Here is a 25542-nt window from a genome sequence, read left to right as displayed (position 1 = left end):
CGCACGCGTCAAAGCCCCATGCGCGGTACACCGCGCGTGGACACCGTGTGCACACAAACGTCATACACTGTCAGACGCCTTGTTTTCAGGAGTCCGACCCCATTCATCCCCTGCGACGCTTTCGCGCAGGCTCAGCCGCCGAACACGCGTTTGAAGATCGTGTCGACATGTTTGGTGTGGTAGCCCAGATCGAATTTCTCCTCGATCTCTTCGGCGCTGAGCGCGGCGAGCACGTCTGCGTCGGCCAGCAGCTCGGTCTTGAAGTCCTTGCCTTCTTCCCAGACCTTCATGGCGTTGCGCTGCACCAGCTTGTAGCTGTCCTCGCGGCTGACGCCAGCCTGCGTCAGCGCCAGCAGAACACGCTGGCTCATCACGAGGCCGCGGAACTTGTTCATGTTGGCGAGCATGTTGTCGGGATAGATCACCAGCTTGTCGATCACGCTTGTCAGACGCACCAGCGCAAAGTCGAGCGTGATCGTGGTGTCGGGACCGATGTTGCGCTCTACCGAGGAGTGCGAGATGTCGCGCTCGTGCCAGAGCGCCACGTTTTCCATCGCGGGGACCACGGCCATGCGCACCAGCCGCGCCAGACCGGTGAGGTTCTCGGTCAGTACGGGGTTGCGCTTGTGTGGCATGGCGGAGGAGCCTTTTTGACCGGCGGAGAAAAACTCCTCGGCCTCGAGCACCTCGGTGCGCTGCATGTGGCGGATTTCGGTGGCGATGTTTTCGATGCTGGAGCCGACGACGCCGAGGGCCGCAAAGAAGGCGGCGTGACGGTCGCGTGGGATCACCTGGGTGCTGATCGGTTCGGGATAGAGGCCCAGCTGTTCGCAGACGTGTTCTTCGACCGCGGGATCGATGTTGGCGAAGGTGCCGACGGCCCCGCTGATCGCGCCGGTGGCGATTTCGGCGCGAGCGGTCTTCAGGCGGCGCAGGTTGCGGTCCATTTCGGCGTAAAAGCGCGCGAAGGTCAGGCCCATGGTGGTGGGTTCGGCGTGGATGCCGTGGCTGCGCCCGATGCGCACCGTGTCCTTGTGTTCGATCGCGCGGCGTTTGAGCGCGGCCAGCAAGCCTTCCATGTCGGCGATGAGCAGATCGGCGGCGCGCGCCAGTTGCACGTTGAAACAGGTATCGAGCACATCCGAGCTGGTCATGCCCTGATGGACAAAGCGGGCTTCTTCGCTGCCGATATGTTCGGCCAGATGGGTCAGGAAAGCGATGACGTCATGTTTGGTCACCGCTTCGATTTCGTCGATGCGGGCGACATCGAATTCGACGTCCTTGGCTTTCCACACGGCATCGGCATTTTCGCGGGGGATGACACCCAGATTGGCCATCGCTTCGCAGGCGTGCGCTTCGATTTCGTACCAGATGCGGAATTTGGATTCCGGCGACCAGATGGCAACCATGTCGGGACGGGAATAGCGGGGGATCATCGGCACACCTTTTTGTGACACTGCAAGGGACAGGCGCGGCATAGACTGCCATCACGTCAAGGACAAGACAGGAGGGCCCGATGCGCGGCTTGATCCCCATTTTCGTGCTGTTTGCGGGCAGTGTGGCTGCACAAGACAGCACATTTACCCCGCTCGACGGTCCGGCCATCGCAGACACGTTGACCGGTCAGCGGGTGACATACGACGGCGCGTGGCAGGAATTTCGCGCCTCGGGGCGCACGCTTTACAATGCGGGGCGCGACAGTTGGGGCTATTGGGCGGTGCGCGGGGACCAGTATTGCAGCCGGTGGCCGCCATCGGACCTGTGGGCGTGCTATGACATGGCGCGCCGCGGCGATGTGGTGCGGTTCACCGGCCCGTCGGGCGATACGACCGACGGGCGGCTGATGGACTGAACCGATCAACCAAAGCGGATCGACCTGCGCGGATCAGACTGCGGCGAGCAATTCGGTGGTCACCTCGGAGGTCCGCTCCAGCGTGCGGTGCACCGGACAGCGGTCCGCGATTTCGCGCAGCCGGTCGCGTTGTTCGTCGCTGAGCGCGTCGCCCGTCAGCTTGATCTTGCGGCGGAAGGTGTCGATGCGGTCGCCCGCGCCGAGGGCTGCATCCTGTGCGTGCACCTTTTCGTGGCAGACATCGACACGCACGTGATCGAGCGGCCAGCCCTTGCGCCGCGCGTACATGCGGATGGTCATCGACGTGCACGCCCCCAAGGATGCCGACAGGAACCCGTAGGGCGACATGCCCCGGTTGGTGCCGCCGTAGGCCAGCGGTTCATCCGCCAGCAGGTGCACGTTGCTGCCCGATGTGATGTCCTGCAGGAAACCGTTGCGGTCCGCTTCGGAGACGCGCACCACGCCTTCGGGTGTGCCGATGGGCGGGGCGGGGGCGGCGCGGTTGACATAGCGCACGGCCCACGCCGAGATGATTTCGGCGGCATATTCGGCGTCTTCGGCGCGGCTGACCAGATGATCGGCATCGTCGAGCGACACGAAGCTCTTGGGGTGTTTGGCGGCCAGAAAGATGTTGCTGGCGTTTTCGATCGACACGGTGTCGTCGCGCGGTGCGTGCAGGACCAGCAGGGCGGCGCCCAGATCGGGCAGCACCTTGGAGAGCACCTCGTTGCCGGTGTCCTCGATGAACGAGCGCCCGATGGTGAAGGGACGGCCCGCCAGTTTGACTTCTGCCTGACCCTTGGCGGTGATTTCGGGGATTGCGTCGGCGAAGTGATGGGTGACATGGGCGGGATCGAAGGGCGCACCGATGGTTGCGACCGCCTTGATCCCGTCGAGCATGGCCGCGGCCTTGAGCACGGCCGCGCCGCCCAGCGAGTGGCCGATCATCATGCTGGGCGGTTTGCCGTCCTGTGCCAGATACGTGGCGGCCGCAATCAGGTCATCGACGTTCGAGCTGAACGAGGTGTTGGCGAATTCGCCTTCGGAATGGCCCAGACCCGTGAAATCGAAGCGCAGCACCGCGATGCCCATGGCCGCGAGCCGGGCCGAGATGCGTTTGGCCGCCGGAATGTCCTTGCCGCAGGTGAAGCAATGCGCAAAGAGCGCCGTTGCAAGATGCGGGCCCGAAGGCATGTCCAGCCGTGCCGACAGTGTCGATCCGTCGTGGCCGGGGAATGTGATGCGCTGGGTTGGCATGAAAAGCCTCCTTGGTTCGTGCCCAAGGTGGCGCAGGGGGTGCCATCAGACAAGGTGTGTGACACCGGTTTCACGTCGCTGTGACGCAGCATTTGCGCCTTTGTCCCCCAGCGCGTATGAAGGGCGTCGAAATTATCGTCCAATATCAGGATCTTCACAGATGTCAGGCAAGCCAGCCACCCCCGCCGCCCGTTTGAAACCTGCAACATTGGCAGCACAGGCCGCAGGCGCCATCGATCCCGCCAGCGGAGGCGTGGTGCCGGCGATCCATCCGGCGACGACTTTCGTGCGCGATACCGATTACGTGCCGACCGTGGATGGCAATGTCTATGCCCGCAGCCACGCGCCCAACGCGCGCCTCGTGGAGGATTTGCTGGCGCAGCTGGAAGGGGCGCAGGAGGCGCTGGTGTTTCCGTCGGGCATGGCGGCGGTGGCGGCGGTGTTCCGGACCTTGCCCGCGGGGGCGGTGGTGCTGGTGCAAAGCCAGATCTACTGGGGCACGACGGCGTGGATCCGCGATTTCTGCACCCGCCGCGATGTGCGGCTGGTCGAGGTCGACAGCAGCGACACGGACGCCTTTGCGCAGGCCTGCGCACAGGAGCGGCCCGCGCTGGCATGGGTCGAGACACCGTCGAACCCGTGGCTGCGCATCACCGATCTGGCCGCCTGTGCGGAGGCGGTGCACGCGGCGGGGGGGCTGTTGGTGGCGGATATGACCACGGCGACACCGGTGCTGACGCAGGCGTTGTCCTTCGGGGCCGATCTGGTGATGCACTCGGCGACCAAGGGGCTGAACGGCCATTCGGATGTTCTGGCCGGCGCGCTGGCCTGTGCGGATGCAAACAGTGCGATCTGGGCCGCGATACGCACAGACCGCGATACGGCAGGCGCGGTGCTGGGCCCGTTCGAGGCGTGGCTGTTGCTGCGCGGCATGCGCACGCTGCCGCTGCGGATGGAGCGGATGTCGGCAAATGCGTTGCGGCTGGCGCACCAGCTGTCGGACCATCCGCAGGTCGAGGCGGTCTTGTACCCCGGTCTGACCGACCACCCCGGTCACAGCCTTGCCGCGCGGCAGATGCAGGGCGGTTATGGGCCGTTGCTGTCCTTCGTGGTCAAGGGCGGGGCGCAGGCCGCGTTGCGCGCGACGTCGCGGCTGCAATTGTTCCACCGCGCCACGTCGCTGGGCGGGGTCGAGAGCCTTGTGGAGCATCGTCACACGATCGAGCCGCACACCGGCATTCCCGAAGGGTTGTTGCGGGTGTCTGTGGGGATCGAGGCGGTCGAGGATCTGTGGGACGATCTGGCGCAGGCGCTGGGCCAGTGACGCCCTAGCCCCCCATCAGCGCGGCATCGAAGGGGTATGTGGTGAGATTTTCGAACCCGTCTTCGGTGATGAGCACCTGATCCTCGAGCTTGATCGAGAAATCACCGCCCTCGGGCGAGACGAGCGCCTCGACGCAGATGACCATCCCGGCCTCCAGCGGGTGGTCGAACGCGCCCTGCACGGCCTTGTCGGGGTAGGCGACAAGCGGCCATTCATCGCACAGGCCCACCCCGTGCATCAGGCAGCCGTATTTCTGTTTCTGGAACTGCGCGTCCAGAACGTGGGTATTGGCGCTCAGCTCGGGGATCATGACACCGGGTTTGAGCATCTGCATGTTGGTCTGGATGTGTTCGACCCCGTGCTGCATGGCATAGATCATGTCGGCGGGCGGTTTGCGATCCCCGATCCACCAACTGCGCGAGATGTCGATGCAGATGCCGTAGCTGCCCACCAGATCGGTGTCGAAGCTGATGATTTCGTTGTTCTGGCAGATCCGCCCGCCACATTCCTGAAACCACGGGTTGGTGCGCGGGCCGGAAGACAGCAGCCGCGTTTCGATCCATTCACCGCCGCGGCGGATGTTTTCGGCGTGCAGCACCGCCCAGACGTCATCTTCGCTGGTCTGGCCGCGCGGGACTTCGGCGCGGGCGAAATCCTCCATGCTGCGCACGGCGGTTTCGCAGGCGTGGTTGGCGCAGCGCATTGCCAGAATTTCGTCGGGGCCTTTGACGGCGCGGGATTTTTCGGTGACTTCCTCGCCGTCGCTGACGGCAAATCCCTGCGCCTCGAGCGCGCGCAGGCCGTGCACCATGATCTTGTCCACCGCCAGCCGCATGTTGCCACCGCCGTGCGCGCGCACCAGATCGGCGACTTCGGCGCTGAACCTGTCGGCGACAGGATCGATCCGGTCACCGGCGGCAAAATAGAACATCGATGCGCCCGATCTGCTTTCGCGGACAAGCGGGTTGAAATCCGCAAGGAAGGGCGCGTTTTTATAGTCCCAGATCACCATGTAGCCATCGGCGCACAGCAGCACCGCGCGAAACGGGTTGTGGGTGTTCCAAAGCTGCATGTTGGTGGTGTCGGTGGCGTAGCGGATGTTGAGCGGGTCGAACATCAGCAGGCCACCCAGATCACGCTCGACGATATGGCGCGTCAGCCGGTCCCAGCGGTAGCGGCGCATGGCGGGCAGGTCGGGCAGGGTGAGACCGGCGGCGGCCCATTCCGCGTAGGCCAGCTGCGTTGGCCCGATTTCGACGCGGTTCTGGTCGTTGGGGGTGCCGTCGCGCAGGGTGGTGCCTGCGGCGGGATCGATTTTGCGCGTGTCGCTGAAATGCTGGTTCATGGCGGATGTCCTTTCCCTTGGGTCAGGGTGGGACGCAGAATCGCGGGCTGCCGCGCCGATTGCGACCCAAACAGTCGCTTTCGGTCAGCAGGGGCGCTATGACCGCAGGGATGACGGTGATTTTACAAAAAGAGATTCCGCCCGAGATGTGCGGACAGACGGGGCTGCCGGGGGTGGCACCGGCGGCTGCGGACGATTGGCTGCGGGTGGATGACGCCTATGCCGGGCAGATGGCGGCGCGGGCGGACCTGTTGCGCACACGCCGCGGCGATGTGCTCTATCTGGAGGAAGACGCACGCGCGGCCGCTTGCGAAGTGTTGGAGGCTGCGCTCGCGATCCTGCCGGGGCTGGGGTTCGGGATCGGGGCCGACGAAGCCGTCTGCCCCGATGGCCGCCGCGTGACGCTGGACAGGGGCGATCCGCTGGGCACGCTGGGGGTGCTGGTGCAGCAGGACATCTGCCTGATGCAAAAGCGCGGCGATGCGCATGTTCTGACGGGGGCGGTGCTGTGCTTTCCGGCCAGTTGGCGATTGGCCGAAAAAGCGGGGCGCCCGCTGGTGACGATCCACGATCCGGTGCCCGAATATGACGCAGGCCTGGCCCGGCGGGTACAGCGGTTGTTTGACGGGGTGCGGGTGGGCCGCCCGCTGTGGCGCTTCAACCGGCTGTGGTACGATGATCCGGCGCTGTTCCAGCCGCGGTCGGCGCAGGAGCCGCGCCGCATTGCGCCCGACAGCCGCGCCGCCCCCTACATCCGGTCCGAGCGCCAGTGCATCGTGCGGATGCCGCGCACCGATGTGGTGGTTTTCTCCATCCACACCTTCGTGGTGCGCGGCTAGGCCGGTCTGTCAGGCGGGCTCGACCACGAGGTGCGGTTGCCCGTCCGAGGTTTTCTGCGGCGTGCGTCCTTGCGCGTTCAGGGTGGCGTTGACCTGCCGGCGGTGCGCGCTGAAGAGCGTGGATTTCACCACGTCGATCGCTTCGTCAAAGCGCAGGCTGACGGACCACAGCCCGTTTGCCCGGAGCCCCGCCGATTTGACCACACCGGTAAAGGCATGGCCCAGATAGCGGCCCTGCACCCGCTGGCCGGGGTGCCAGTTGGGCGTATCGTCGTGGGCCGCGCGCGCCGAGAGGGTGTTCCAGTCGCGCATGCCCCATTGATGGGCGATGGTTTCAAGCGATTGCGCGTGGGTCAGGGTCTGGCCACGCTCGGCCAGATCGGCGCGCAGCCGTTTTGCCTGCGCCTTGAGCACAGACCGATTGGGGAATTGAGGTGTCATGTCGTTCACTCCGCTCACGCGATGCTGCAGGTGGGGTCCGCGTTGCCAACTGTCCACGTGGGAGGGAAAGCTGATCTGTCTCAAGCAGGACTTCACCGCGAATGCGGACGGCAGGGGCCTGACCCTTGGACGGTTACTTAGGGGCAGGTGGGACAAAGCGCAAGGGCCGCGCGGATGGCGCGGCCCCTGGAGGTGATAGCCGCGTGGCGGATCAGCCGTCGATCTGGGCCGCCATGATCGCAATGGCCTTCTGGTACACGCCCGCGGCGTTCCATTGCTTGATCACGTTGAAGTTGGGTTGCCCTTCCTGATAGCCCGCGCCGGGCCGCCAGCCCTTCTGGCGCAGGAAGTTGGCGGTGGAGGCCATCGCGTCGGTCTGGTTGTAGAAATCGACCTTGCCGTCGCCGTTGCCGTCCACGCCGTAGCGCAGCGCGTTGCCGGGCAGGAATTGCGTATGGCCCAGTTCGCCGTGCTTGGCGCCCTTGGTATTGCCGCTGATCGAACCGCGGTCCACCAGCATCAGCGCCCCGATGGCGTGGGGCACGAAGAACGCGGAGCGGCGGCAATCGTAGGCGAGCGTCGTGATGGCAGACACCACGGAGGAGTTGCCCATGAACCCGCCAAAGCCGGTTTCCATGCCGTGAATGGCCAGCAGCACGCCCGCGGGCACACCGTATTGACGCTCCAACGCGTCATAGAAGCCTGCGTTGCGGGCCTTGCGCTTTTTGCCCTGCGCCACGATCGTTGCCGACCCGCGCACCTGCATGAATTTATCCAGCGAGTATTTGAACGACTTCTGGTTGCGGTCCGCGCGGATCGTATCGGTCGCGTAGGAAGCCTTGGCCAGCGCATCGAGCCCGCGTTGCTTTACGCCCGCGCGTTGCGCTTCGGACGCAAAAGCGGCTTTCCACGTGTTGAAACCGCCCGCGTCATTGCCGCATTGCGCGGCAAGGGCTGGCAGGGACAGGGCCGCCAACAGCCCCACGGAAAGTAGTGTCGTCTTGATCGGCTGCATAAGGCCCCCAAACTATGATGATTGCATCAGAGTTTAGCGGCGGGCCTTTATCTTTCAACTGGCAAATGTCGCACCCTAGGGGGCGGGCGGCAAAGGCTGTGCGACGATATCGCCCGTGACGTGCAAGGACCGTGTGTCGCGCGCGCCCAGAGGCTCCACCCATGCGGCGGGATCGGGGGCCGCCGATGTGGACGCCTGCACGGGGTGCAGGACGCCCACGCTCAGCAGCACGTAGCTGGCGCTGAAAACGGCGATGGAGGACAGACGCGCCCGCCGGTGCGGTCGAAAGCGCACCCGTGGAGGTGCCGCGTTCGCGTTTGCGGGGATCAGGGCCCGATGGAGGGTTGCTGTCGGGTGTGCCTGTGGTTTGCGGGTCATTTCATGCGGAAAGGTGATGATTTCTGACATGTGTCCGTCCTTTGTGTTCGCCTGAAGGTAGTAAAATCGAAACGGCGCGGCGAGATTGTGACGGATTATTGACAAAATGAGGCAGTGCCCGCGGGCTGGCAGAACCCCGCGCATCATGCGCGGAAAAGCGCCGCTTTGGCGGGCGGCGCAGGGCGGATGAAAACGCAAAAGCACCCCCGAAGGGGCGCTTTCACATCTCGGATCAGGATCGCAGATCAGCAGCTGTAGTAAAGCTGGAATTCCACGGGGTGAGGTGTGTGCTCGTAGGCTTCGACCTCTTCCATTTTCAGGCCGATATAGCCCTCGATCTGGTCTTTGGTGAAAACATCGCCCGCCAGCAGGAAGTCCATGTCCTTCTGCAGCTCGTCGAGTGCTTCGCGCAGGGAGCCGCAGACGGTCGGGATGTCGGCCAGCTCTTCTGCGGGCAGGTCATAGAGGTTCTTGTCCATGGCCTCGCCGGGGTCGATCTTGTTCTTGATGCCGTCAAGGCCGGCCATCAGCAACGCGGCAAAGCACAGGTAGGGGTTGGCCGCCGGATCGGGGAAGCGGGCCTCTACGCGCTTGGCCTTGGGCGATTCAGTCCACGGGATCCGGACACAGCCCGAGCGGTTGCGCGCGGAGTAGGCCCGCAGAACGGGGGCTTCAAAACCAGGGATCAGGCGCTTGTAGCTGTTGGTCGCGGGGTTGGTGAAGGCGTTGAGCGCCTTGGCGTGGGACAGGATGCCACCAATGAAGTAGATCGCTTCCTGGCTCAGATCGGCGTATTTGTCGCCTGCGAACAGGGGCTTGCCGTCTTTCCAGATGGACATGTTGACGTGCATGCCGGTACCGTTGTCGCCCGCGATGGGTTTCGGCATGAAGGTGGCCGATTTGCCATAGGCGTGGGCCACGTTGTGGATGACGTATTTGTATTTCTGCAGCTCGTCGGCCTGTTTGGTCAGGCTGTCGAAGATCAGGCCCAGCTCGTGCTGGCACGACGCCACTTCGTGGTGGTGCTTGTCGACCTTCATGCCCAGACGCTTCATGGTGGAGAGCATCTCGGAGCGCAGATCCTGTGCTTCGTCGATGGGGTTGACGGGGAAGTAGCCGCCCTTGACGCCGGGGCGGTGGCCCATATTGCCCATCTCGTAATCGGTGTCGGTGTTCCAGGATGCGTCGGACGCATCAACTTCGTAGGATACCTTGTTGATCGAGTTGGAGAATTTCACGTCGTCAAAGAGGAAGAACTCCGCTTCGGGACCCATGTAGGCGACATCACCGATGCCGGAGGATTTCAGGTAGGCCTCGGCTTTCTGTGCGGTGCCGCGGGGGTCGCGTTCGTAGGCTTCGCCGGTGTCGGGCTCGACGACCGAGCAGTGCACGCAGATTGTTTTCTCGGCGTAAAACGGATCGACATAGGCGCTGGATGCGTCGGGCATCAGCTTCATGTCGGAGGCTTCGATGGATTTCCAGCCCGCGATGGAGGAGCCGTCGAACATGAAGCCTTCTTCAAGGAAATCCTCATCGACCTGATCGCTGCATACGGTGACGTGTTGCAGCTTGCCGCGCGGGTCGGTGAAGCGGATGTCGACGTACTCGATATCCTCGTCCTTGATCTGTTTCAGCAAGTCCTTGTTGCTCATGGCAGGAGTCCTTTTGCGTTGGTTCGTCTGTGACTTAAGGGATGGGTTACAGCGCGTCCGAGCCGGTTTCGCCGGTACGGATGCGGATTGTCTGTTCGATGGGGGACACGAAAATCTTGCCGTCGCCGATCTTTTCGGTTTTGGCGGCACTCACGATGGCTTCGATGGCCGCATCGACCTGATCGTCGTCGAGCACGATTTCGATTTTCACCTTTGGCAGGAAGTCCACGACGTATTCGGCGCCGCGGTAGAGTTCTGTATGGCCTTTCTGGCGGCCGAACCCCTTGACCTCGATCACGGAGAGACCCTGGACGCCGACGTCCTGCAAGGCTTCTTTAACCTCATCAAGTTTGAATGGTTTGATGATCGCCTCGATCTTTTTCATACTCGCCTCCCTGCGCGTTTCGCATGAGTGATTTCACCGGTGCGGGGGGGAATCCAGACAGGACAGCCGCCATGTCCTGCGGTAGGATCGAAATAGATCAGGGCCGCCTTATTCTTGGGCGGTGTGATTAAAAAGTAATCGAAAGTGAATCGCGAGGGCATATGACCGAAATCCTGACCGCCGCCGACATGCGGGCGCTGGAGCAAAGGGCCATCGCGTCGGGCCGTGTCACCGGTGCCGAATTGATGGAGCGTGCAGGGCAGGGTGTTGTGGATGCGATCAAGGCCCGCTGGCCCGATCTGCCGCCCGAGGCCCGCCGCGCGGTGGTGCTGTGTGGCCCCGGCAACAACGGCGGCGACGGGTTTGTCATCGCGCGGCTGCTGGACGCGGCGGGCTGGTCGGTGGAGGTGCAGTTTTTCGGTGACGCGGCGCGTTTGCCGCCGGATGCGGCGCTCAACTACGCCCGCTGGGCGCGCGATCATCCGGTCTGGACCCTGTGCCCGCGGTCGGTGCGGCGGGTGCCCAATCTGGGCGAGGTCGCAGTTTTCGTGGACGCGCTTTTCGGCATCGGTCTGAGCCGGCCGGTGCAGGGCGCGTTGGCGGAGATCGTCGGGTATCTGGCGGGCAGTGGCGGCGACGCGGGTTATTTCCAGCCGCGGCTGGTGGCGGTGGACGTGCCGTCGGGGCTGGATGCCGACAGCGGGCGTGTGCTGGGCTGTCCCGATCCGCGGCCGTTCCGGTCACTGGCCCCGTATGCGGCGCTCACGGTGACCTTTGACAGCCCCAAACCGGGGCATTTTCTGGCGGACGGGCCTGATTTGTGTGGCGCGCTGGTGGTCTGCGACATCGGGCTGGGAGAGATGCGCGCAGTATCGCAGGCGCGTGTGTTGCGGCCTGTGCGGTTGCGGCTGGTGCCCGGTCTGCCGGAGGTGGCGGACCTGCGCGATGCGGTCGAATGTGGGCCTGAACGGCTGGCGAAGCGGGCCGGTCACAAGTTCGATCACGGCTCCGCGCTGGTGCTGTCGGGCGGTGTGGGGCGCGGAGGGGCTGCGCGGTTGGCCGCGCGCGCGGCGTTGCGGGTGGGCGCGGGGGTGGTGACCGTGGGCTGTCCGCCGAGCGCGTTGATGGAGCACGCGGCGCGTCTGGACGCGATACTGCTGGCGCGGTTGGCGGATGGCGCGGCGCTGGAGGCTGTGCTGGCGCAGGACACCCGGATCAATGCGCTGGCCGTGGGCCCGGCGCTGGGGACCGATGCGCGGGCAGCGGATATGGTGCGCGCGGCGTTGGCGTCACAGCGCGCCTGCGTTTTGGACGCGGATGCTTTGACGTTGATCGCACGCGACGACGGATTGCGTGGCTTGTTGCACCCGAAATGCGTGCTGACACCGCACGGCGGCGAATTCGCGCGGGTTTTTCCCGAGATCGCGGCGCGTTTGGCCGGGCCAGAGGCACCCAAGGCGGTTCCGGAATGGGACGGACGGGCGGGGGATAGGTTTGCCGAGACACGTGCCTATCATGCGGCGCTCGCGGCGCAATCGGGCCCGCTCTATTCCAAGATCGACGCGGTGCGCGATGCCGCGGCGCAGGTGGGCTGTACGGTATTGCTCAAGGGGCCCGACACGGTGGTTGCGGGGCCGGAGGGGATCACCAACCTGTGCCACGCGCGGTATGACAGGGCGGTGCCGTGGCTGGCGACGGCGGGTGCGGGCGATACGCTGGCGGGGATCATCACAGGGTTGATGGCACGACAGTTTGCGCCGCGTAATGCGGCGACGCTGGGCGCGTGGCTGCATCAGGAGTGCGCGTTGTCGTTCGGACCCGGCCTGATCGCGGAGGATCTGGCCGGGGAAATTCCCAAGGTGTTACGCGCCCAGGGGCTTTAGGCGGCGTGCAGCACCTGTCCGCGGGCGTGTGCGCCATCGGCGGTGCTGAGCTCCAGCCCGTCGGCGTAAAGGATATGCGGCCCGTCGCAGAAAATCTGGATGAGCGTGTGTTCCTGAACCCCGAGGTCGCGGATGAATTCACCGTCCACCAGAGTGCGGGCGGCCACCAGCGCGCGGTCCGCGCCGAACATCGCCTGCGCACGCCAGTCGCGGATCAGACACATCTGGTCCCCCGCAAGCGTCGCATCGCGTTCGGGGCGCGTGTGCCCCAACGATCCGGCGGCCAGCGAAATGGCGTGCACGTCGCGCGTGGCGCGCTGAATATGCTCGACCCGCGCAATGCCGCTGTCACGTGTGATGAGTTTGTCTCCGACACTCAGGTATTCGACGGGAATTTCCCCGTCGAGTGTCAGTATCGTTGTGCCTTGCAACAGCCCTGTATCGCGTGCTGCAAACGGCGCATAACGGCCCGTTTGTGAATCCTGTCCACGAACGCGCCCTACCTTTTCCGGTTTCATGGGCGTCTCTTTCTTGTCTACCTGCCTCAGGTTGCCAAAGAATATGGTAATAAAATGTTAATGTCGCGTGTTTTTTTGGTCTCGCCACGGTCTGTCACGTTTGATAGGAGCCTGTGACGCGTTCGGGCCACAGCATGGGGCGGGACGCGGCGTGCGGGTGTGGCGGAATTGGTAGACGCACCAGATTTAGGTTCTGGCGCCTATGGCGTGGGGGTTCGAGTCCCTTCACCCGCACCATTTTTCCCCTGTATCAGCCCAGCACTTCGAGCCAGACCCAGACCGTCAGTATCGAACAGCCGGTGGCGATCAGCACCGAAGAGGCAGCAACACGGCGGCCGCGCCCGTACATGTTGGCGAAGATATAGGCGTTGAAACCCGGCGCCATCGCAGCCGTCAGCACGCCCGCGCGGAAGAGGTCGGGCGGCACCGACAGCGCGCTGCCAAAGCTCCACACCAGCGCGGGATGGACCAGCAGCGCGATCGCGCAAACCATCGCGATGGTTTTCATGTCGCCTTCGGGTTTGTACTGGATCAACACACCGCCGAGCGCGAAAAGGGCGGCGGGAAGGGCCGCGCGCACAATCAGCGACAGCGCGTCGTCGACGACCCCCGGCAAGGCCAGACCTGTCAGGTTGACGATGAAGCCCAGCCCGATGCCGATCACCAGCGGATTGTGGAACATCGCCGAGCTGACCGACCGCGCCATCCTGAGCCCGCCCTGACCGCGTCCGCGCACGATTTCCATCACCGTGATGCCCAGCCCGTAGCAAAAGGGCGAATGGAAGGCGATGATCATGTAATTGCCAGACAGAGACGCCTCTCCGTAGGCGCGTTCGGCGATGGGCAGGCCCAGCAGCACCGAATTGGAGAACAGACAGCAAAACCCGATGGCCACGCAGTCTTCCCAGTCGCGGTGGAACAGCACCCGCGCCCCGATCATCCCGAGCGCAAAGCAGATGGCCGCACCGGCGTAAAAGCCCAGCAGCAGGCCGCTGTCGAAATCGGCCTGAAGATCCAGCCCCGCGATGGCCTGAAACAGCAGGCAGGGAACCGCAAAGCTTTGCGCAAAGCGCAGCACGCCGTCGATGCCCGATTGCGGAAAAAGCCCGCGCCAGACGGCGACATAGCCGAACCCGATCACCAGAAAGACCGGCAGGATGACGTTGAGAAGGGTTTGCATACGGCCGACCAGATGAAAGTGCTGCCCCCTGCCTACACAGGGCGGGGCCGGATGGCAAAGTCTCAGGTCAGATCGAAATCGACGACCATGTTGTCATAGGCGGGCGTCACGTGCCCGGGCGTTTCACCCTTGACGGTCCGGTAGTCGAGATCGGTGTGCATGTTGGTCAGGATCGCGCGCGCGGGTTTGACCCGGTCGATCCACTCGAGGGTCTGGGCGAGATGGCTGTGGGTGGGGTGCGGATCGCGGCGCAGGGCGTCCACGATCCAGCAGTCGAGCCCTTCGAGCAGCGGCCAGACCCCTGCGGGGATGTCCGAGACATCGGGGAGATAGGCCACGTTGTTCATCTTGAACCCCAGTGCGTTCATGCCGCCATGCGCCACTTCGAACGGGGTGAACACCAGCGGCCCGCCGGGGCCGTCGATCGTGATGTCGCCGTCCATCAGGTTCAGATCGAGGATGGGTGGATAGGAGGACCATTCGGGCTGCACGAAAGCGTAGGCGAAACGCTCCATCAGCGCGTCGTGGGTGGGTTGATCGGCCCAGACCGGCAGGCGCGCACGCATGTTGATCACGATCATCCGCAGATCGTCGAGACCGTGCACATGATCGGCGTGGGAATGGGTATAGAGCACCGCGTCAAGGCGGCTGACCTGCGCATCCAGCAGCTGCGCACGCATATCGGGGGAGGTGTCGATGAGCACCGAGGTCACGCCCTGCGGGCCGACACGTTCGACGAGGATGGAGCAGCGCCGGCGGCTGTTGCGCGGATTGTCGGGATCACAGGCGCCCCAGACACCGCCCAGACGCGGCACACCGCCCGATGATCCGCACCCGAGGATCGTGATGCGCATGCGGTCGCTCACGCGGCGGCCTCGAACGCGGCGACCTTGGTGAAAAGGCGGGCGAAATTCGCTTCGGTCCGGGCGGCGAAGGTGGCGTAGTCGACGCCGAAGGTTTCGGCGGCGCGGGCCGCGGTATGGGCGGTATAGGCCGGCTCATTGCGCTTGCCGCGGTAGGGCGGCGGCGCGAGATAGGGGCTGTCGGTTTCCACCAGAATGCGGTCGAGCGGGGTGGCGGCAAAGATGTCGCGCAATTCACCACTCTTGGGAAAGGCCGTGATGCCCGACATCGACAGGTAGAACCCCAGATCAATCGCCGCCTGCGCGAGATCGGCGGAGGACGAAAAGCAGTGCATCACGCAGCTGTAGCCGCCCGCGCGGTGTTCTTCGGTCAGGATGCGCGCCATGTCGGCGTCCGCATCGCGGCTGTGGATGATCAGCGGCAAGCCGGTCTGGCGTGCCGCTTCGATGTGCAGGCGCAACGAGTCCTGCTGCGCCTGTGCGCTTTCGGCGGTGTAGTGGTAGTCGAGCCCGGTTTCGCCGATGCCGACCATCTTGGGGTGTTTGGCGATGTCGGTGAGCTGTTCCAGCGTGGCCATCGGTTCTGACGCGACGCTCATCGGGTGGGTGCCTGCGGCGTAGAAAACAGGCGCGTGCGCTTCGGCGATCGCGCGCACGGCGGGTTCATTGCGCAGCTTGGTGCAGATGGTGACCATCCGTGCGACCCCTGCGGCCGCGGCGCGGTCGATGAGATCGGGCAGTTCACCGTCGAAATCGGGAAAGTCCAGATGGCAATGGCTGTCGGTGATGATCGGTGTCTGGGTCATGGGGTCCGTTCACCGCCGGGCGGCTTGGCTTATTTTCATCAGGGTATCTAGAACCAGTGCGGCAGGGTCAAGGTTGACCGCGATGCCGTGACGCGCCCGCGCGCTCACCGTGGCGGCGACATCGGCCCAGACACGGGCCTGCGCGGCATCGGGGCTGAGCCGTGTCAGGATCTGCGCTTCGCCGTCGACGGCCTGCGGATCGGGGGGCTGGCCCATGGCACCGGTGCGCGCCAGCCGGTTGAGCATCAGGTCGATCAGCACGAAAAGCAGATCGCGCTTGGCCTCGCCGCCACGGGCCGCGGCCGTCTCGGCGATGCGCAAGGCGCGGGCACGGTCCATCGAGGGCAGGGTGTTCATCAACCCCATCAGATCGGCGTAGAGCGCGGCACCGCCCAGCAGGTGCAGGCGCAGCGCACCGCCGACCGACCCGCCCGAAAGCGCCGCGAGCCCGGCGCTGTTGTCGGCGTTCACACCGGCCTGCGCCATGGCCTGCGCCACCTCCTCCACGTCGAGCGTACGCAGGGGCAGGGTGCGGCACCGCGAGCGGATCGTCGGCAAAAGCCCCGAGGGCTGGTGCGAAATCAGCAGCAGCAGCGCGCGGGCGGGGGGCTCTTCGAGCATCTTCAGCAGCGCGTTGGCGGCGGTCACGTTCATCAGGTCCGCGTCGTCGATGATCACCACGCGGTAGCCGCCGTCGGGGGCGGACATCTGGAAAAACCCGTTCAGGGCGCGGATGTCGTCGGCCACGATCTGCTGGCGCATCTTCTTGGTGTCGGGGTTGACCGTGCGGGTGACGTTGCGGATGCGTCCTTCGCCGCCCGAGGCCACACGCACCGACACCGGATGGTCGGCGGGAATGTCGAGCGATGTCGCCGGTTCGGGTGCGAACATGCCGCCCTCATCGGGCGCGGGCGTGGCAAGCAGGAACTTGGCGATCCGCCATGCAAGGGTCGCTTTGCCTACGCCGCGCGGGCCGGTCAGCATCCACGCGTGGTGCAGCCGCCCGGTGTTGAACGCATCGACAAAGGCCGCTTCGGCCGCGGACTGACCGATCAGCGCAGGCGTGTCACGTGGGTGCGGCGCACCTTCGAGGCGTTCGGGTGGGGGCAGGGCGTCTTGTGTGCTCATCGGGTCGGTGTAGCATGTTTGCGGGCCGAGGAAAGCCGCCCCGTCAGGGGGCCGCTCCGCTTTGATCGAGCCGCTGGCCGACGGCCTCCAGAATGTCCCGTGCGACCGCGTCCATATCCCGGGCGCCGTCGATCACTACAAAGCGATCGGCGTATTCAGCGGCCAGATCGAGAAAGCCCGCGCGCATCGCTTCCTGCAGGTCCGCACCGAAATCCTCGAAGCGTTCCTCGGCGCCCTGACGCCCCTTGGCGCGGGCCAGCCCCTTGGCCGGGTCCATGTCGATGAGCAGCGTCAGGTCCGGCTCCACCCCGATCATCAGATTGTGCAACTGGTCCACGGTGGCCCGCAGATTGCCACGGCTCAGGCCCTGGTACATGCGGGTGCTGTCGGCAAAACGGTCGCAGATCACGATCTTGCCCTGTGCCAGCGCAGGCCGGATCAACCGTTCGAGATGGTCGCGCCGTGCGGCGGTGAAAAGCAGCAGTTCCGTTTCGGCAGACCAGCGGTCGGGATCGCCCTGAAGCACAAGTGCGCGGATTTCCTCCGCTCCGTCGCTGCCGCCCGGTTCGCGGGTGACAATCACATCGTGGCCCCGCGCGCGCAGGGCATCGGCCAATCGGCCCACCTGTGTGGATTTGCCCGAACCGTCGATGCCTTCAAAGCTGATGAACAGCCCTTTTGCGCTCACGAAGCGTTCTCGCCCGCGTCGACCGGTCCCTGGTTCAGCCGCACCAGCAGGTGCTGTGCCGCGGCCATCACCCTGTCAACAAAACCGTAGGGCGCGATGGAGCGGTCCGCCACGAGCGGCACGCGCTTTTCGGGCAGGCCTTCGGGGCTGATCACCAGCTCACCGAGCTTGTCACCCTTGAGAATGGGCGCGCGGATCGGTCCTTCGTAGATGACTTCGGCCTTGAGCGGCTCGATTGGATTTGTCGGCACCAGCAGCGACAGATCCTCGGCCAGTTCCAGCCCGACCTGCGGTTCTGCACCGATGGTCACATTGGCATCGGCAATCTTCTGGCCTTCGGTGCCCAGCGTGGTCTGTGCGAACTGGCGGAACGCCCAGTTCACAACCGCTTCGGCCTCTTGCGCGCGGGCCTGTGCCGTATCGAGGCCCGACAGCACGAACACGACCCGGCGGTCGCCCTGTTTGGCCGACCCTACAAGGCCGTAGCCTGCTTCCTGGGTGTGGCCGGTCTTCAGACCGTCCGCGCCGATGCCGAGACCCAGCAGCGGATTGCGGTTGAAGCGGTTCTGCGCCTCCTTTTCGTCGAAGAGGAACTCGGTTTCCGAAAACATCGGGTAGTATTGCGCGTAGTCGCGGATCAGCGTGGTGGCCAGCAGCCCCAAATCGCGCATCGACATGCGGTGACCGGCCTTGGGCCAGCCGTTGGAATTGGTAAAGGTCGAGTTGGTCATGCCCAGCTGCTGTGCGCGTTGGGTCATCTGGCGGGCGAATTTCGCTTCCGTGCCCGCGAGGGCTTCGGCGATCACCACGCAGGCGTCGTTGCCCGACAGCACGATGATGCCGCGCAGCAGATCCTCGACGGAGACACGCTCGCCCGCCTGCAGGAACATGGTCGACCCGCCATAGGCCTGGGCCGCGGCGGAAACCGGCAGCTTCTGATCCAGTTCCAGTATGCCGTTATCGACCGCTTCGAACGCCATGTAGAGCGTCATCAGTTTTGACATGGAGGCGGGCGGAAGGGGTTCGTCGGCGTTCTTGGCCATCAGCACGGTGCCGGTGGTGAAATCGGCGACATAGGCGGCGCTGGCGCGCGTTTCAAAGGCGTGCACGCTGGCGGAAGAGGCCAGCAAAGCAGCCAGACCGAGGGCAAGGCGAAGGGGTCGCACGAGGGTAGTCTCCTTTAGCGGGGCTTAGCTTGATACCGCGTAGGCATCGGTAAAGCCTTCGGATTTGATGGTCGACAGGATCTTGGCCTGTTCGGATTTATTGGCGGCGGGGCCGACGACCACGCGCCAGAATGTCTTGCCGTTGATCTGGCTTTGCTTGACCAGCGGGGCCAGACCCGCGCCGCGCATCTGCTTGGCGGCCCGGTTGGCGTTGGCCTCGATGCTGAAGATGCCGATCTGGATGAACGGTTTCGACAGGGAGCTGGCCTGCGGGCGCGGTTTGGGGGCCGCGGGCGGTGTGGGCGTGGCCAAGGGGGCCGCATCGATCGCGGCAGAGGCATCGGCCGCAACCGGGTCGAGCGGTGCAGCCGTCACGGGCGCTGCCGCGTCGATGCCTGCGGCTGTTTCCGTGTCGGGCAGGGCGGCCGGTGTCGCGGGTTCTTCGACCTTCTTGAGCGCGGTGACGTTCAATTTGGTCGGAGCGCCCGCCAGAATGCCGAGGGCCGCCGCCGCATCCGAAGAGATCTGAAGCTTCGGGCCGGGGATTTCGCGTTCGCGGCGGAACAAGGCGCCCACTACGAATTTGCCGTTTGTCTGGTTTCGGATGATCACGCGCTCGGGGTCGGTCACGTCGGGATGCGCGACCCAGACACCGCCCAGACTTGGCCGTCCGTCCCACAATCCGTCGTCGGTGACCGAGAAGATTTCGGGCGCTTCGACGTCGCGTTCGATGACGGGGCCTGTGTCTGTGGCGGTCGCGTCGGCCGACTGGGCTGGCGTCAGACCCGGCAGCCGGAAGCCCGCACCGTCCTCGCATCCGGCCAGAAGGCCAAGCGCGAGCGCGCTGCCCGCGATGATCCTGATCCGGTGTCCCGACCGGAAAACGTCGATAAGAGAAGCGCTGCTCATGTCCCTCGTCCTTGCCTGTTCTTCACCGCTTGAGCGGCATTTCGCCATGCTTGTAGGCATGCTTGACCACCCTTTTGACGGGCTTTCGGGGCACTCTAGCCTGCCACGCGCCCCATCGACAAGGCGCAGGCGCATGGATCGGCAAAATTCCCCACCCCTCACGGGCAAGAAAGCGCGATTGCAGAATCAAAAAGCGCCCTTTAGCACAGCCCCACGCGGAGGCTTGGCAGAGTGGTCGAATGCACCGGTCTTGAAAACCGGCGTGCGTGAGAGCGTACCCAGGGTTCGAATCCCTGAGCCTCCGCCACCTTCACAATTTCCCAGATTTCGCTCAATGCCGTTGGCGCGATTTTTTTGCATCTTAGTATGCGGTTACGTCGGTTTATGTAGCGTATTGAGTTGCACTCGATTATGGTCAGTTTTATTCACTATGTGGTACAAACTGAGGTATGCAGTGATGGCGATTTCGGGAAGGCTTACGAAGAAGCTGGTCGAAACATTAGGCGCTGGGCGCCATGGTGACGGTAATGGACTTTACCTAGTTGTCGACTCCTCAGGTGCGCGACGCTGGATCGTCAGGGTTATTGTGAAGGGCCGGCGAAACAAGCGGGGAGCACCGTTGCGGACAGACTTTGGTTTGGGTGGTGCCAATCTAATTACGATCAACGAGGCACGGGAGAAGGCGCTCGCGTATCGGCGGTTGGCAAGGCAGGGTCAGGACCCGCGGTTTGATGTTACTCGCGACGTTCCAACTTTTGAAGAGATTGCAGGGCAGGTCCACGCTGACCGTATGCCGACTTGGAAAAATCGCAAGCACGGACAGCAATGGATAAACACGTTGCGTGATTACGCGTTTCCAAAGATCGGCGGGATGCCGGTCGACCGCATTGACCAGCCAGAAGTCATGATGTGCCTCTTGCCCATTTGGACCAAGAAGCATGAGACAGCGAAGCGTCTAGCGCAACGTATCAAGACAGTGCTGGACGTGGCGAGGGCGAAGGGCTTTCGGTCGGGCGAAAATCCTGTCGAGCTGATCAAGAGCGCCGGGACTTTGCCGAAGGTCAAGGCGGCAGTCACACATCACAAAGCAATGAAATGGCAAGACATTCCCGCGCTCTATGCCGCGCTGAACCAAAGGCAGGCTATGGCGGCAAAAGCACTTATGTTCACCTGCCTGACCGGTGCTCGGACGAATGAGGTTCTTGGCTTGTGTTGGGAGGAAATTGATTTTGATAGGCAGCTTTGGACATGCCCGGCCGAGCGGATGAAAACGGGCACCGCGCATCGAGTTCCGTTGACACCCGAAGCGCTGGCGATCCTGAAGCCGCTGGTTGCTTTGAAATCCACATATGTATTCGAAGGTCAGAAGAGACATAAACCGCTGTCGAATATGTCTATGTTGATGCTTCTGCGGCGTATGAACGTAGAGGGTATTACCGTACATGGCTTTAGATCGACGTTTAGAGACTGGGCGGCCGAAGTCGCGAATGCGCCGCGCGAAGTGGCCGAAAAAAGCCTCGCGCATACGGTAGGTTCAGATGTCGAGAGGGCTTATGCCCGTTCAGATTTGCTCGAAAAGAGGCGGGACTTAATGGTTGCCTGGTCGGGGTTTGTTTCGAGTGCGGCCCGAGGAGAGCAGGGATGATAGAAACCGTCTATTTTAACAACTTCGAGATCCGGTATCTGGAGATGTTCTACGTTGCGTTGAGCGAACCTACCCACGACCTAAGAATGCGTGCGATCGCAAATGTTCGACACGAAGTCGAAGCCGAAACCGATAGTTTTCTTGTCGAAGATCATGCGGCGGGGCGTATAAAAGTTCCCTCAATAGACGAACATTACAAGAAGATGGCCCTAGCTGCCAGGAAGCGGGATGTCGCGAAGCGTTGTCTCTTTGAAACTGAGGCGCGGTTTACAGGTTCTGGCAAAGCAAGTAATCAACGCCGACTTGAAACCGCCGACTTAATCGGGATGAAAATCCTGACGTCGATCCTCGATAAAAAATACGACGGCGTGTACTCGGAGACAGGCATACTTCAACAGGTACGAGAGCAGTCAATTAGAGAAAATTTAAATGTGTTCAAAGACCATGACAGTCTCCGCAAGATCTGGAAGCAATATCGTGGAATTGTACATTTGAGTATCGCGCTAGGTTTGGAAGAAGATCGATCAACCGGACGACGCGAGGTGATCAAAGTCGCAGAAGCGTACAGGCAGATTTTGAGTTCAAGCTGTCCACGCGGCACGCAGACACCCTATGTCGCTCTGTCTGAGCAAATTTTATTTCTTTGATTTCTGAAGTTTTAAGGTCCCCGATCTGGATATCGGGGACTACCGATAAAGCCGAAACAAGCCGAAGCAGACCATTGTATTTCAATGCAATGGAAGGAAAATCTTGGTGGCTGAACTCTTTCAAAGCGATCGCAACTACGTCTTGGGCGACCCTGAACTCGAACTCTTGGGCGACCGCACCAAGCTCGCCCAATGGCGGCACAAAGGCATGGGCCCTGTCTATTACAAGCTGGGGCGCAAGATCGTGTATCGCGGCGCTGACCTGAACGAATGGGTCGCTGCGCAGCGTATCATCCCAGGCGGGACACCGTCACATGCTTAATGTCATTGAGGGTGGTAAAGTTGTGCTTCTCGTGCGGGGTTTTAAATGACCAAGGCAGGGAAAACTGAGCAACTTGAACTTTTCGCTGTGGCGGTGCAGCACGAAAAACGCGGTAAGAAGGCCGCAAAGCCCGATCGCTCAGGATGCGCACTTTGCGCAGAAAGTTATCTGTCAGACCGCAGCGTTTCGCACCGCTACGGTATTTCACGGGCAACTGTGTGGCGCTGGGCCGAAAAAAACGGGAATTTTCCTGCTCCCGTAAAGCTGAGCAAGGGTACTTCCCGTTGGAAATTCAGCGATCTGGTAAAATTTGAAGAGAAGCTCTCGGGCTTTGAACAAAAAGTCATCGGCGATGGCGGCCGCGAGGTGCGCGATGACTAAATCATATAATGGCATCTCTCTGATGAAGAACACGGTCTATTCTGTAAATGACCTTGTGACAGAATACAAAGTGACGGAAAACACGGTGTCCAACTGGGTGAAGGACGGTCTGGTGCCGTCGGACAGTCACAGACCCTTCGTCTTCCGCGGTGAAGTCGTAGTCGCATTCCATAAACAACGTTCAGCCATGCGCAGGAGGAGATTGGGCGTTGGCGAGATTTATTGCCGACGCTGCGCGAGTGCCGTAATGCCGCACCCCGATAGTATTCATTTTGATCTTGCGAAAAACGGACGGCGGATGCGCACGGGAGCCTGCCCTCTTTGCCAAGGCAAGATCCAGGTGCTGGCCCGTGAGATTGATTGCGACACACCTACAGACTGTCGCAATCCAAATACGCCCATGGGCTGCCAAGACGAAGTAAAGAAGCGAAAGCATGGGGATATTTGGATGTGCCGGCAAATCGATGTGCCGGATGTCCACTTTTCTAACGATCGCATCATTCACAAATGGCAAACCTATGCGGCGCGTTACAGCAAGAAGACAGTTGTCAAGCATTTGGCTGCAATCCGGTATTTCGAGAACTGTCTGTCAGGAAAGTCGTTTGCTAGCCTCGTGCTGACCGACTTCGCCAAAGTGCGCGATGACCTGAAACGCCGCGCTGATACCGACGTCGCCGACTCCCTGTCGGCATCGTCGAACAAGCATTTCCAGTCGCATCTCATTGCATTCTTCGACTGGCTGATCTCTCAGCCGGGGTATCGGCGGCTTCCCCGCGACTTCGCATGATATCTGCAGCTTCCCAAAGCGATTATCGCGTGCGCGATGCCGATCCAGCAAAAGGCGTACCCCAACCTTGAAGAGGCGGAAAAGCTTTTGCAGGATATGCCGTCGCACTCGCTGAAGGACAGGCGCGCGCGTGCTGTATTTGCAAGCGCATTTCTGGGTGCTTTGCGTGCAGACACCATCGCGTCGTTGCGCGTCGAACATATCGACATTGCCCAGCGACGTATCATACAGGATACGAAGATATCACGCTCGAAGGCAGGCAAGAGTATCGTGGTGTCCTGGTTCCCGATCCCAAGGCCCTTCGAGGAAGAGGTGATTAGCTGGCTGAACGAGCTCCGGCGACTTAATTTTCAGAATGGCGATGCAGCAATTCCGGCAGAGAAACGACTGAAGCTACGTTCGCCTGTCGGACCTCGCATCCCGGTTCCAACGACTACTCAGATCGTTACGGATGCGTTCAAATGTGCGTGCCAAAATTCGCCTAAATCCTACACGCCTCACGCCGCGCGGCACACCATCAGTGCTGCGCGTGATGAGCGCCAGTTGACGCAAATGCAACGCAAAGCGTGGTCAACCAACATGGGACATACCACTGAACAGACGACTGATCAGTGGTATGGAAATATACCCGACGAAAAAAGAATTGAGATCATGCAAGACATCGTAGAGACAACCGCGGATTCGATCGAAGTTGCAGGGATCCTTGCAGATGTAATTGAATATATCGAAGGAAGGTTCAAAAAGCTGTCATGAACCTGAAAGAGTGCGGAGCAACTTAGTCGCCAGCGCCTGCAGCCAAGCGCTTGTTGGACTGGAACCTGTAATGGAAAGATGCCGATCCCAGCTCTTGCAGTTCCGGGTTATTCGAACAATAGCCTACCTCTGGCAAAGACTTGCGCAAAAGGGGTTCGGCGATCTCGGGCGGAAAGCTGACATTCGCTGCGATGTGCACATTGAGCAAGTTTCGATGCTCTAGCAGTCATTCGACTGAGAATTTGACATTATCAAGAGACGGGGCTGTGGCTGGCGATCTCCTTTAAAGTGTGCAACTCTTGATTGGGCCCGATTGCGCCGCTTATTTTGAGAAGTACAGATTTGAGTATTGAAGAATTCGTCCCAAAAACGGGAACAAGCATTGATAACCTTGGGTTCCTGTTTGGCGCTGGTACGTCATTTGAGTCTGGTTACCCGCTGGTAACCGGGCTCACAAAATCTGTGGTCGACGCGTTAACTGCAATCGACCGCACCTCGATGGATGAAATACTTGCCGCCTCAGGTTTGACTTATGATGGCACAAACGGGCTACCCAACATCGAAGAAATTTCAGACTTGGTGATTGCTCACCACGCGAACAACCCTCTCCCAAAATATCAGCTACTCAAAGAGAAAATACGAGAGTTGGTCCGGGATGTTATCTTGGGGGTTACGAACCCCGATATTACCAATCAAGTAAAGTTCTTAGAACGCTTGAAGTGGAGAGCTTTTGAGCGCCCCACAAACGTGTGGCTTTTTACAACAAATTACGACCTCTTGATTGAGGACGCGTGTTCTGAAGTTGGCTTGAAGTTGGTAAATGGTTTTGTCGGCGCAACAACGCGACATTTTTCAGAGCAAGAGTTTTCAATGGTGTCTGGTGAAACGTCAGGCTCAACCTTCAAGCCAGAAAACGGTTTAACCATTCGTCTGATAAAGCTTCATGGATCGGTGTCTTGGTATAGACGAGACGACAGAATTTTCGAAGCCGCTCCAAGCGCTATCGTCGACCAAGATGCCAGGTGCATGGTCCTTCCGAGGCGCACCAAAGTGATTGAGACTCTGTCGCGTCCATATGATCGCCTTTTTCATGTCTCGAACTCGATCTTAAGTAGCCGTTGCAAATACCTCATTTCATCGGGTTTTAGCTTTGGCGACAGCCATATTAATGACAGTTTAATGAAACCCCATATTTCATCTGGGGGAATATCGCTTTCCAACTTCTGCGAAGGCGAACCACAAGGCATTAGTGATTTGCGCGCTCGGCCCAACGTACTTCACGTTTGCAGCAACAAAAAAGTGATTGGTGGGCGTGAGCACATAGAAGATAGCGACACATGGAAATTTAGTAAGTTTGTTGAACTCTTTTAGGGGATAG

The 25542-nt window shown here is 61.8% G+C and carries 27 protein-coding genes and 2 tRNA genes; 13 read left to right on the top strand and 16 right to left on the bottom strand.

From position 1 onward, the window contains the following. Positions 1 to 131: 131 nt before the first annotated feature. Positions 132 to 1436: an adenylosuccinate lyase gene (gene purB, locus K3756_RS11425; RefSeq protein ID WP_259987484.1), complete on the bottom strand. Its 1305-nt coding sequence runs from the start codon at positions 1434 to 1436 to the stop codon at positions 132 to 134. A gap of 80 nt (positions 1437 to 1516) precedes the next feature. Between purB and K3756_RS11420 the strand changes: the two genes are divergently transcribed. Beyond that, positions 1517 to 1852, top strand: a complete 336-nt coding sequence (locus K3756_RS11420; protein ID WP_259987483.1) for a hypothetical protein — start codon at positions 1517 to 1519, stop codon at positions 1850 to 1852. A gap of 33 nt (positions 1853 to 1885) precedes the next feature. On the opposite strand, the gene K3756_RS11415 is transcribed toward K3756_RS11420, so the two are convergent. Further along, positions 1886 to 3109 (bottom strand): alpha/beta fold hydrolase, encoded by a 1224-nt coding sequence (locus K3756_RS11415; protein WP_259987481.1) that lies wholly within the window; start codon positions 3107 to 3109, stop codon positions 1886 to 1888. A gap of 160 nt (positions 3110 to 3269) precedes the next feature. Here K3756_RS11415 and K3756_RS11410 point away from each other — a divergent pair, with 160 nt between their 5' ends. After that, a complete protein-coding gene (locus K3756_RS11410; RefSeq protein WP_259987480.1) occupies positions 3270 to 4433 on the top strand; it encodes a PLP-dependent aspartate aminotransferase family protein in 1164 nt (387 codons plus the stop codon). A gap of 4 nt (positions 4434 to 4437) precedes the next feature. On the opposite strand, the gene dddP is transcribed toward K3756_RS11410, so the two are convergent. Continuing rightward, positions 4438 to 5778: a dimethylsulfonioproprionate lyase DddP gene (gene dddP / locus K3756_RS11405; protein WP_259987479.1), complete on the bottom strand. Its 1341-nt coding sequence runs from the start codon at positions 5776 to 5778 to the stop codon at positions 4438 to 4440. A 110-nt stretch (positions 5779 to 5888) separates the two neighbouring features. Between dddP and K3756_RS11400 the strand changes: the two genes are divergently transcribed. Next, complete coding sequence (locus K3756_RS11400) at positions 5889 to 6617, top strand: DUF3445 domain-containing protein (protein WP_259987477.1); 729 nt, start codon at positions 5889 to 5891, stop codon at positions 6615 to 6617. 9 nt (positions 6618 to 6626) lie between these two features. Here K3756_RS11400 and K3756_RS11395 read toward each other — a convergent pair whose 3' ends face one another. From K3756_RS11395 to K3756_RS11375, 5 genes are all read right to left on the bottom strand, one after another. Beyond that, a complete protein-coding gene (locus K3756_RS11395; protein ID WP_259987474.1) occupies positions 6627 to 7058 on the bottom strand; it encodes a glyoxalase superfamily protein in 432 nt (143 codons plus the stop codon). Between the two features lie 211 nt (positions 7059 to 7269). Continuing rightward, a complete protein-coding gene (locus tag K3756_RS11390) occupies positions 7270 to 8073 on the bottom strand; it encodes a lytic transglycosylase domain-containing protein (protein ID WP_259987471.1) in 804 nt (267 codons plus the stop codon). 75 nt (positions 8074 to 8148) lie between these two features. Continuing rightward, positions 8149 to 8481 (bottom strand): hypothetical protein, encoded by a 333-nt coding sequence (locus K3756_RS11385; RefSeq protein ID WP_259987469.1) that lies wholly within the window; start codon positions 8479 to 8481, stop codon positions 8149 to 8151. A gap of 215 nt (positions 8482 to 8696) precedes the next feature. Beyond that, complete coding sequence (gene glnA / locus K3756_RS11380; protein ID WP_259987467.1) at positions 8697 to 10103, bottom strand: type I glutamate--ammonia ligase; 1407 nt, start codon at positions 10101 to 10103, stop codon at positions 8697 to 8699. 46 nt (positions 10104 to 10149) lie between these two features. Next, positions 10150 to 10488, bottom strand: coding sequence for a P-II family nitrogen regulator (locus K3756_RS11375; protein ID WP_259987465.1), 339 nt, complete (start codon positions 10486 to 10488; stop codon positions 10150 to 10152). 161 nt (positions 10489 to 10649) lie between these two features. Between K3756_RS11375 and K3756_RS11370 the strand changes: the two genes are divergently transcribed. Continuing rightward, positions 10650 to 12371: an NAD(P)H-hydrate epimerase gene (locus tag K3756_RS11370; protein WP_259987462.1), complete on the top strand. Its 1722-nt coding sequence runs from the start codon at positions 10650 to 10652 to the stop codon at positions 12369 to 12371. Here the strand turns inward: K3756_RS11370 and K3756_RS11365 are convergent. After that, positions 12368 to 12889 (bottom strand): Hint domain-containing protein, encoded by a 522-nt coding sequence (locus K3756_RS11365; RefSeq protein WP_259987460.1) that lies wholly within the window; start codon positions 12887 to 12889, stop codon positions 12368 to 12370. The genes K3756_RS11370 and K3756_RS11365 overlap by 4 nt on opposite strands. Positions 12890 to 13042: 153 nt before the next feature. Between K3756_RS11365 and K3756_RS11360 the strand changes: the two genes are divergently transcribed. Next, positions 13043 to 13126, top strand: a tRNA-Leu gene (locus K3756_RS11360). Between the two features lie 13 nt (positions 13127 to 13139). Here the strand turns inward: K3756_RS11360 and K3756_RS11355 are convergent. From K3756_RS11355 to K3756_RS11325, 7 genes are all read right to left on the bottom strand, one after another. After that, positions 13140 to 14069 carry an AEC family transporter gene (locus K3756_RS11355; protein WP_259987458.1) on the bottom strand — a complete coding sequence of 310 codons (930 nt, stop codon included), beginning with the start codon at positions 14067 to 14069 and terminating at the stop codon, positions 13140 to 13142. Between the two features lie 62 nt (positions 14070 to 14131). Beyond that, positions 14132 to 14923 (bottom strand): MBL fold metallo-hydrolase, encoded by a 792-nt coding sequence (locus K3756_RS11350; RefSeq protein WP_259993540.1) that lies wholly within the window; start codon positions 14921 to 14923, stop codon positions 14132 to 14134. A gap of 8 nt (positions 14924 to 14931) precedes the next feature. Further along, on the bottom strand, positions 14932 to 15738 hold the full coding sequence (locus K3756_RS11345) for a TatD family hydrolase (protein ID WP_259987457.1): 807 nt from the start codon (positions 15736 to 15738) through the stop codon (positions 14932 to 14934). 9 nt (positions 15739 to 15747) lie between these two features. Then, on the bottom strand, positions 15748 to 16866 hold the full coding sequence (locus K3756_RS11340) for a DNA polymerase III subunit delta' (protein ID WP_259987454.1): 1119 nt from the start codon (positions 16864 to 16866) through the stop codon (positions 15748 to 15750). 43 nt (positions 16867 to 16909) lie between these two features. Further along, the gene (gene tmk / locus K3756_RS11335; protein ID WP_259987452.1) at positions 16910 to 17554 is read right to left on the bottom strand and encodes a dTMP kinase; all 645 of its coding nucleotides are present in this window, start codon (positions 17552 to 17554) and stop codon (positions 16910 to 16912) included. Next, positions 17551 to 18720, bottom strand: a complete 1170-nt coding sequence (locus K3756_RS11330) for a D-alanyl-D-alanine carboxypeptidase family protein (protein WP_409202399.1) — start codon at positions 18718 to 18720, stop codon at positions 17551 to 17553. Before K3756_RS11330 ends, tmk begins: the two co-directional genes overlap by 4 nt. A gap of 24 nt (positions 18721 to 18744) precedes the next feature. Further along, positions 18745 to 19629: an SPOR domain-containing protein gene (locus K3756_RS11325; RefSeq protein WP_259987450.1), complete on the bottom strand. Its 885-nt coding sequence runs from the start codon at positions 19627 to 19629 to the stop codon at positions 18745 to 18747. Between the two features lie 217 nt (positions 19630 to 19846). Between K3756_RS11325 and K3756_RS11320 the strand changes: the two genes are divergently transcribed. The 8 genes from K3756_RS11320 (at position 19847) to K3756_RS11285 (ending at position 25535) form a co-directional block, all read left to right on the top strand. Continuing rightward, positions 19847 to 19936 (top strand) — tRNA-Ser (locus K3756_RS11320). A 150-nt stretch (positions 19937 to 20086) separates the two neighbouring features. Beyond that, a complete protein-coding gene (locus K3756_RS11315; protein WP_259987447.1) occupies positions 20087 to 21274 on the top strand; it encodes a site-specific integrase in 1188 nt (395 codons plus the stop codon). Further along, on the top strand, positions 21271 to 21921 hold the full coding sequence (locus K3756_RS11310; RefSeq protein ID WP_259987445.1) for a hypothetical protein: 651 nt from the start codon (positions 21271 to 21273) through the stop codon (positions 21919 to 21921). The genes K3756_RS11315 and K3756_RS11310 overlap by 4 nt, the downstream gene beginning before the upstream one ends. A gap of 106 nt (positions 21922 to 22027) precedes the next feature. Further along, positions 22028 to 22243, top strand: a complete 216-nt coding sequence (locus K3756_RS11305; RefSeq protein ID WP_259987443.1) for an AlpA family transcriptional regulator — start codon at positions 22028 to 22030, stop codon at positions 22241 to 22243. A gap of 45 nt (positions 22244 to 22288) precedes the next feature. Further along, a complete protein-coding gene (locus K3756_RS11300) occupies positions 22289 to 22624 on the top strand; it encodes an AlpA family transcriptional regulator (RefSeq protein ID WP_259987441.1) in 336 nt (111 codons plus the stop codon). 22 nt (positions 22625 to 22646) lie between these two features. Next, positions 22647 to 23411, top strand: a complete 765-nt coding sequence (locus K3756_RS11295; RefSeq protein WP_259987439.1) for a hypothetical protein — start codon at positions 22647 to 22649, stop codon at positions 23409 to 23411. A 36-nt stretch (positions 23412 to 23447) separates the two neighbouring features. After that, positions 23448 to 24164 carry a site-specific integrase gene (locus K3756_RS11290; protein WP_259987437.1) on the top strand — a complete coding sequence of 239 codons (717 nt, stop codon included), beginning with the start codon at positions 23448 to 23450 and terminating at the stop codon, positions 24162 to 24164. A gap of 342 nt (positions 24165 to 24506) precedes the next feature. Then, positions 24507 to 25535, top strand: coding sequence for an SIR2 family protein (locus tag K3756_RS11285; protein WP_259987435.1), 1029 nt, complete (start codon positions 24507 to 24509; stop codon positions 25533 to 25535). Positions 25536 to 25542 lie beyond the last annotated feature (7 nt).

Source organism: Sulfitobacter sp. S190 (genome assembly GCF_025141935.1).
Lineage (GTDB): Bacteria > Pseudomonadota > Alphaproteobacteria > Rhodobacterales > Rhodobacteraceae > Sulfitobacter.
This window is presented reverse-complemented; position numbering and strand designations above follow the sequence as displayed.

Excerpts from the sequence above, each read along its gene's own strand:
- K3756_RS11350 (WP_259993540.1), bottom strand. The coding sequence starts at position 14,923 with ATGCGCATCACGATCCTCGGGTGCGGATCATCGGGCGGTGTGCCGCGT.
- K3756_RS11375 (WP_259987465.1), bottom strand. The coding sequence starts at position 10,488 with ATGAAAAAGATCGAGGCGATCATCAAACCATTCAAACTTGATGAGGTT.
- K3756_RS11315 (WP_259987447.1), top strand. The coding sequence starts at position 20,087 with ATGGCGATTTCGGGAAGGCTTACGAAGAAGCTGGTCGAAACATTAGGC.
- K3756_RS11300 (WP_259987441.1), top strand. The coding sequence starts at position 22,289 with ATGACCAAGGCAGGGAAAACTGAGCAACTTGAACTTTTCGCTGTGGCG.
- K3756_RS11395 (WP_259987474.1), bottom strand. The coding sequence starts at position 7,058 with ATGACACCTCAATTCCCCAATCGGTCTGTGCTCAAGGCGCAGGCAAAA.
- K3756_RS11340 (WP_259987454.1), bottom strand. The coding sequence starts at position 16,866 with ATGAGCACACAAGACGCCCTGCCCCCACCCGAACGCCTCGAAGGTGCG.
- K3756_RS11390 (WP_259987471.1), bottom strand. The coding sequence starts at position 8,073 with ATGCAGCCGATCAAGACGACACTACTTTCCGTGGGGCTGTTGGCGGCC.
- K3756_RS11420 (WP_259987483.1), top strand. The coding sequence starts at position 1,517 with ATGCGCGGCTTGATCCCCATTTTCGTGCTGTTTGCGGGCAGTGTGGCT.
- K3756_RS11325 (WP_259987450.1), bottom strand. The coding sequence starts at position 19,629 with ATGAGCAGCGCTTCTCTTATCGACGTTTTCCGGTCGGGACACCGGATC.
- K3756_RS11355 (WP_259987458.1), bottom strand. The coding sequence starts at position 14,069 with ATGCAAACCCTTCTCAACGTCATCCTGCCGGTCTTTCTGGTGATCGGG.
- K3756_RS11410 (WP_259987480.1), top strand. The coding sequence starts at position 3,270 with ATGTCAGGCAAGCCAGCCACCCCCGCCGCCCGTTTGAAACCTGCAACA.
- K3756_RS11400 (WP_259987477.1), top strand. The coding sequence starts at position 5,889 with ATGACGGTGATTTTACAAAAAGAGATTCCGCCCGAGATGTGCGGACAG.
- K3756_RS11345 (WP_259987457.1), bottom strand. The coding sequence starts at position 15,738 with ATGACCCAGACACCGATCATCACCGACAGCCATTGCCATCTGGACTTT.
- K3756_RS11310 (WP_259987445.1), top strand. The coding sequence starts at position 21,271 with ATGATAGAAACCGTCTATTTTAACAACTTCGAGATCCGGTATCTGGAG.
- glnA (WP_259987467.1), bottom strand. The coding sequence starts at position 10,103 with ATGAGCAACAAGGACTTGCTGAAACAGATCAAGGACGAGGATATCGAG.
- K3756_RS11295 (WP_259987439.1), top strand. The coding sequence starts at position 22,647 with ATGAAGAACACGGTCTATTCTGTAAATGACCTTGTGACAGAATACAAA.
- K3756_RS11370 (WP_259987462.1), top strand. The coding sequence starts at position 10,650 with ATGACCGAAATCCTGACCGCCGCCGACATGCGGGCGCTGGAGCAAAGG.
- K3756_RS11385 (WP_259987469.1), bottom strand. The coding sequence starts at position 8,481 with ATGTCAGAAATCATCACCTTTCCGCATGAAATGACCCGCAAACCACAG.
- dddP (WP_259987479.1), bottom strand. The coding sequence starts at position 5,778 with ATGAACCAGCATTTCAGCGACACGCGCAAAATCGATCCCGCCGCAGGC.
- K3756_RS11365 (WP_259987460.1), bottom strand. The coding sequence starts at position 12,889 with ATGAAACCGGAAAAGGTAGGGCGCGTTCGTGGACAGGATTCACAAACG.
- purB (WP_259987484.1), bottom strand. The coding sequence starts at position 1,436 with ATGATCCCCCGCTATTCCCGTCCCGACATGGTTGCCATCTGGTCGCCG.
- K3756_RS11290 (WP_259987437.1), top strand. The coding sequence starts at position 23,448 with ATGCCGATCCAGCAAAAGGCGTACCCCAACCTTGAAGAGGCGGAAAAG.
- K3756_RS11415 (WP_259987481.1), bottom strand. The coding sequence starts at position 3,109 with ATGCCAACCCAGCGCATCACATTCCCCGGCCACGACGGATCGACACTG.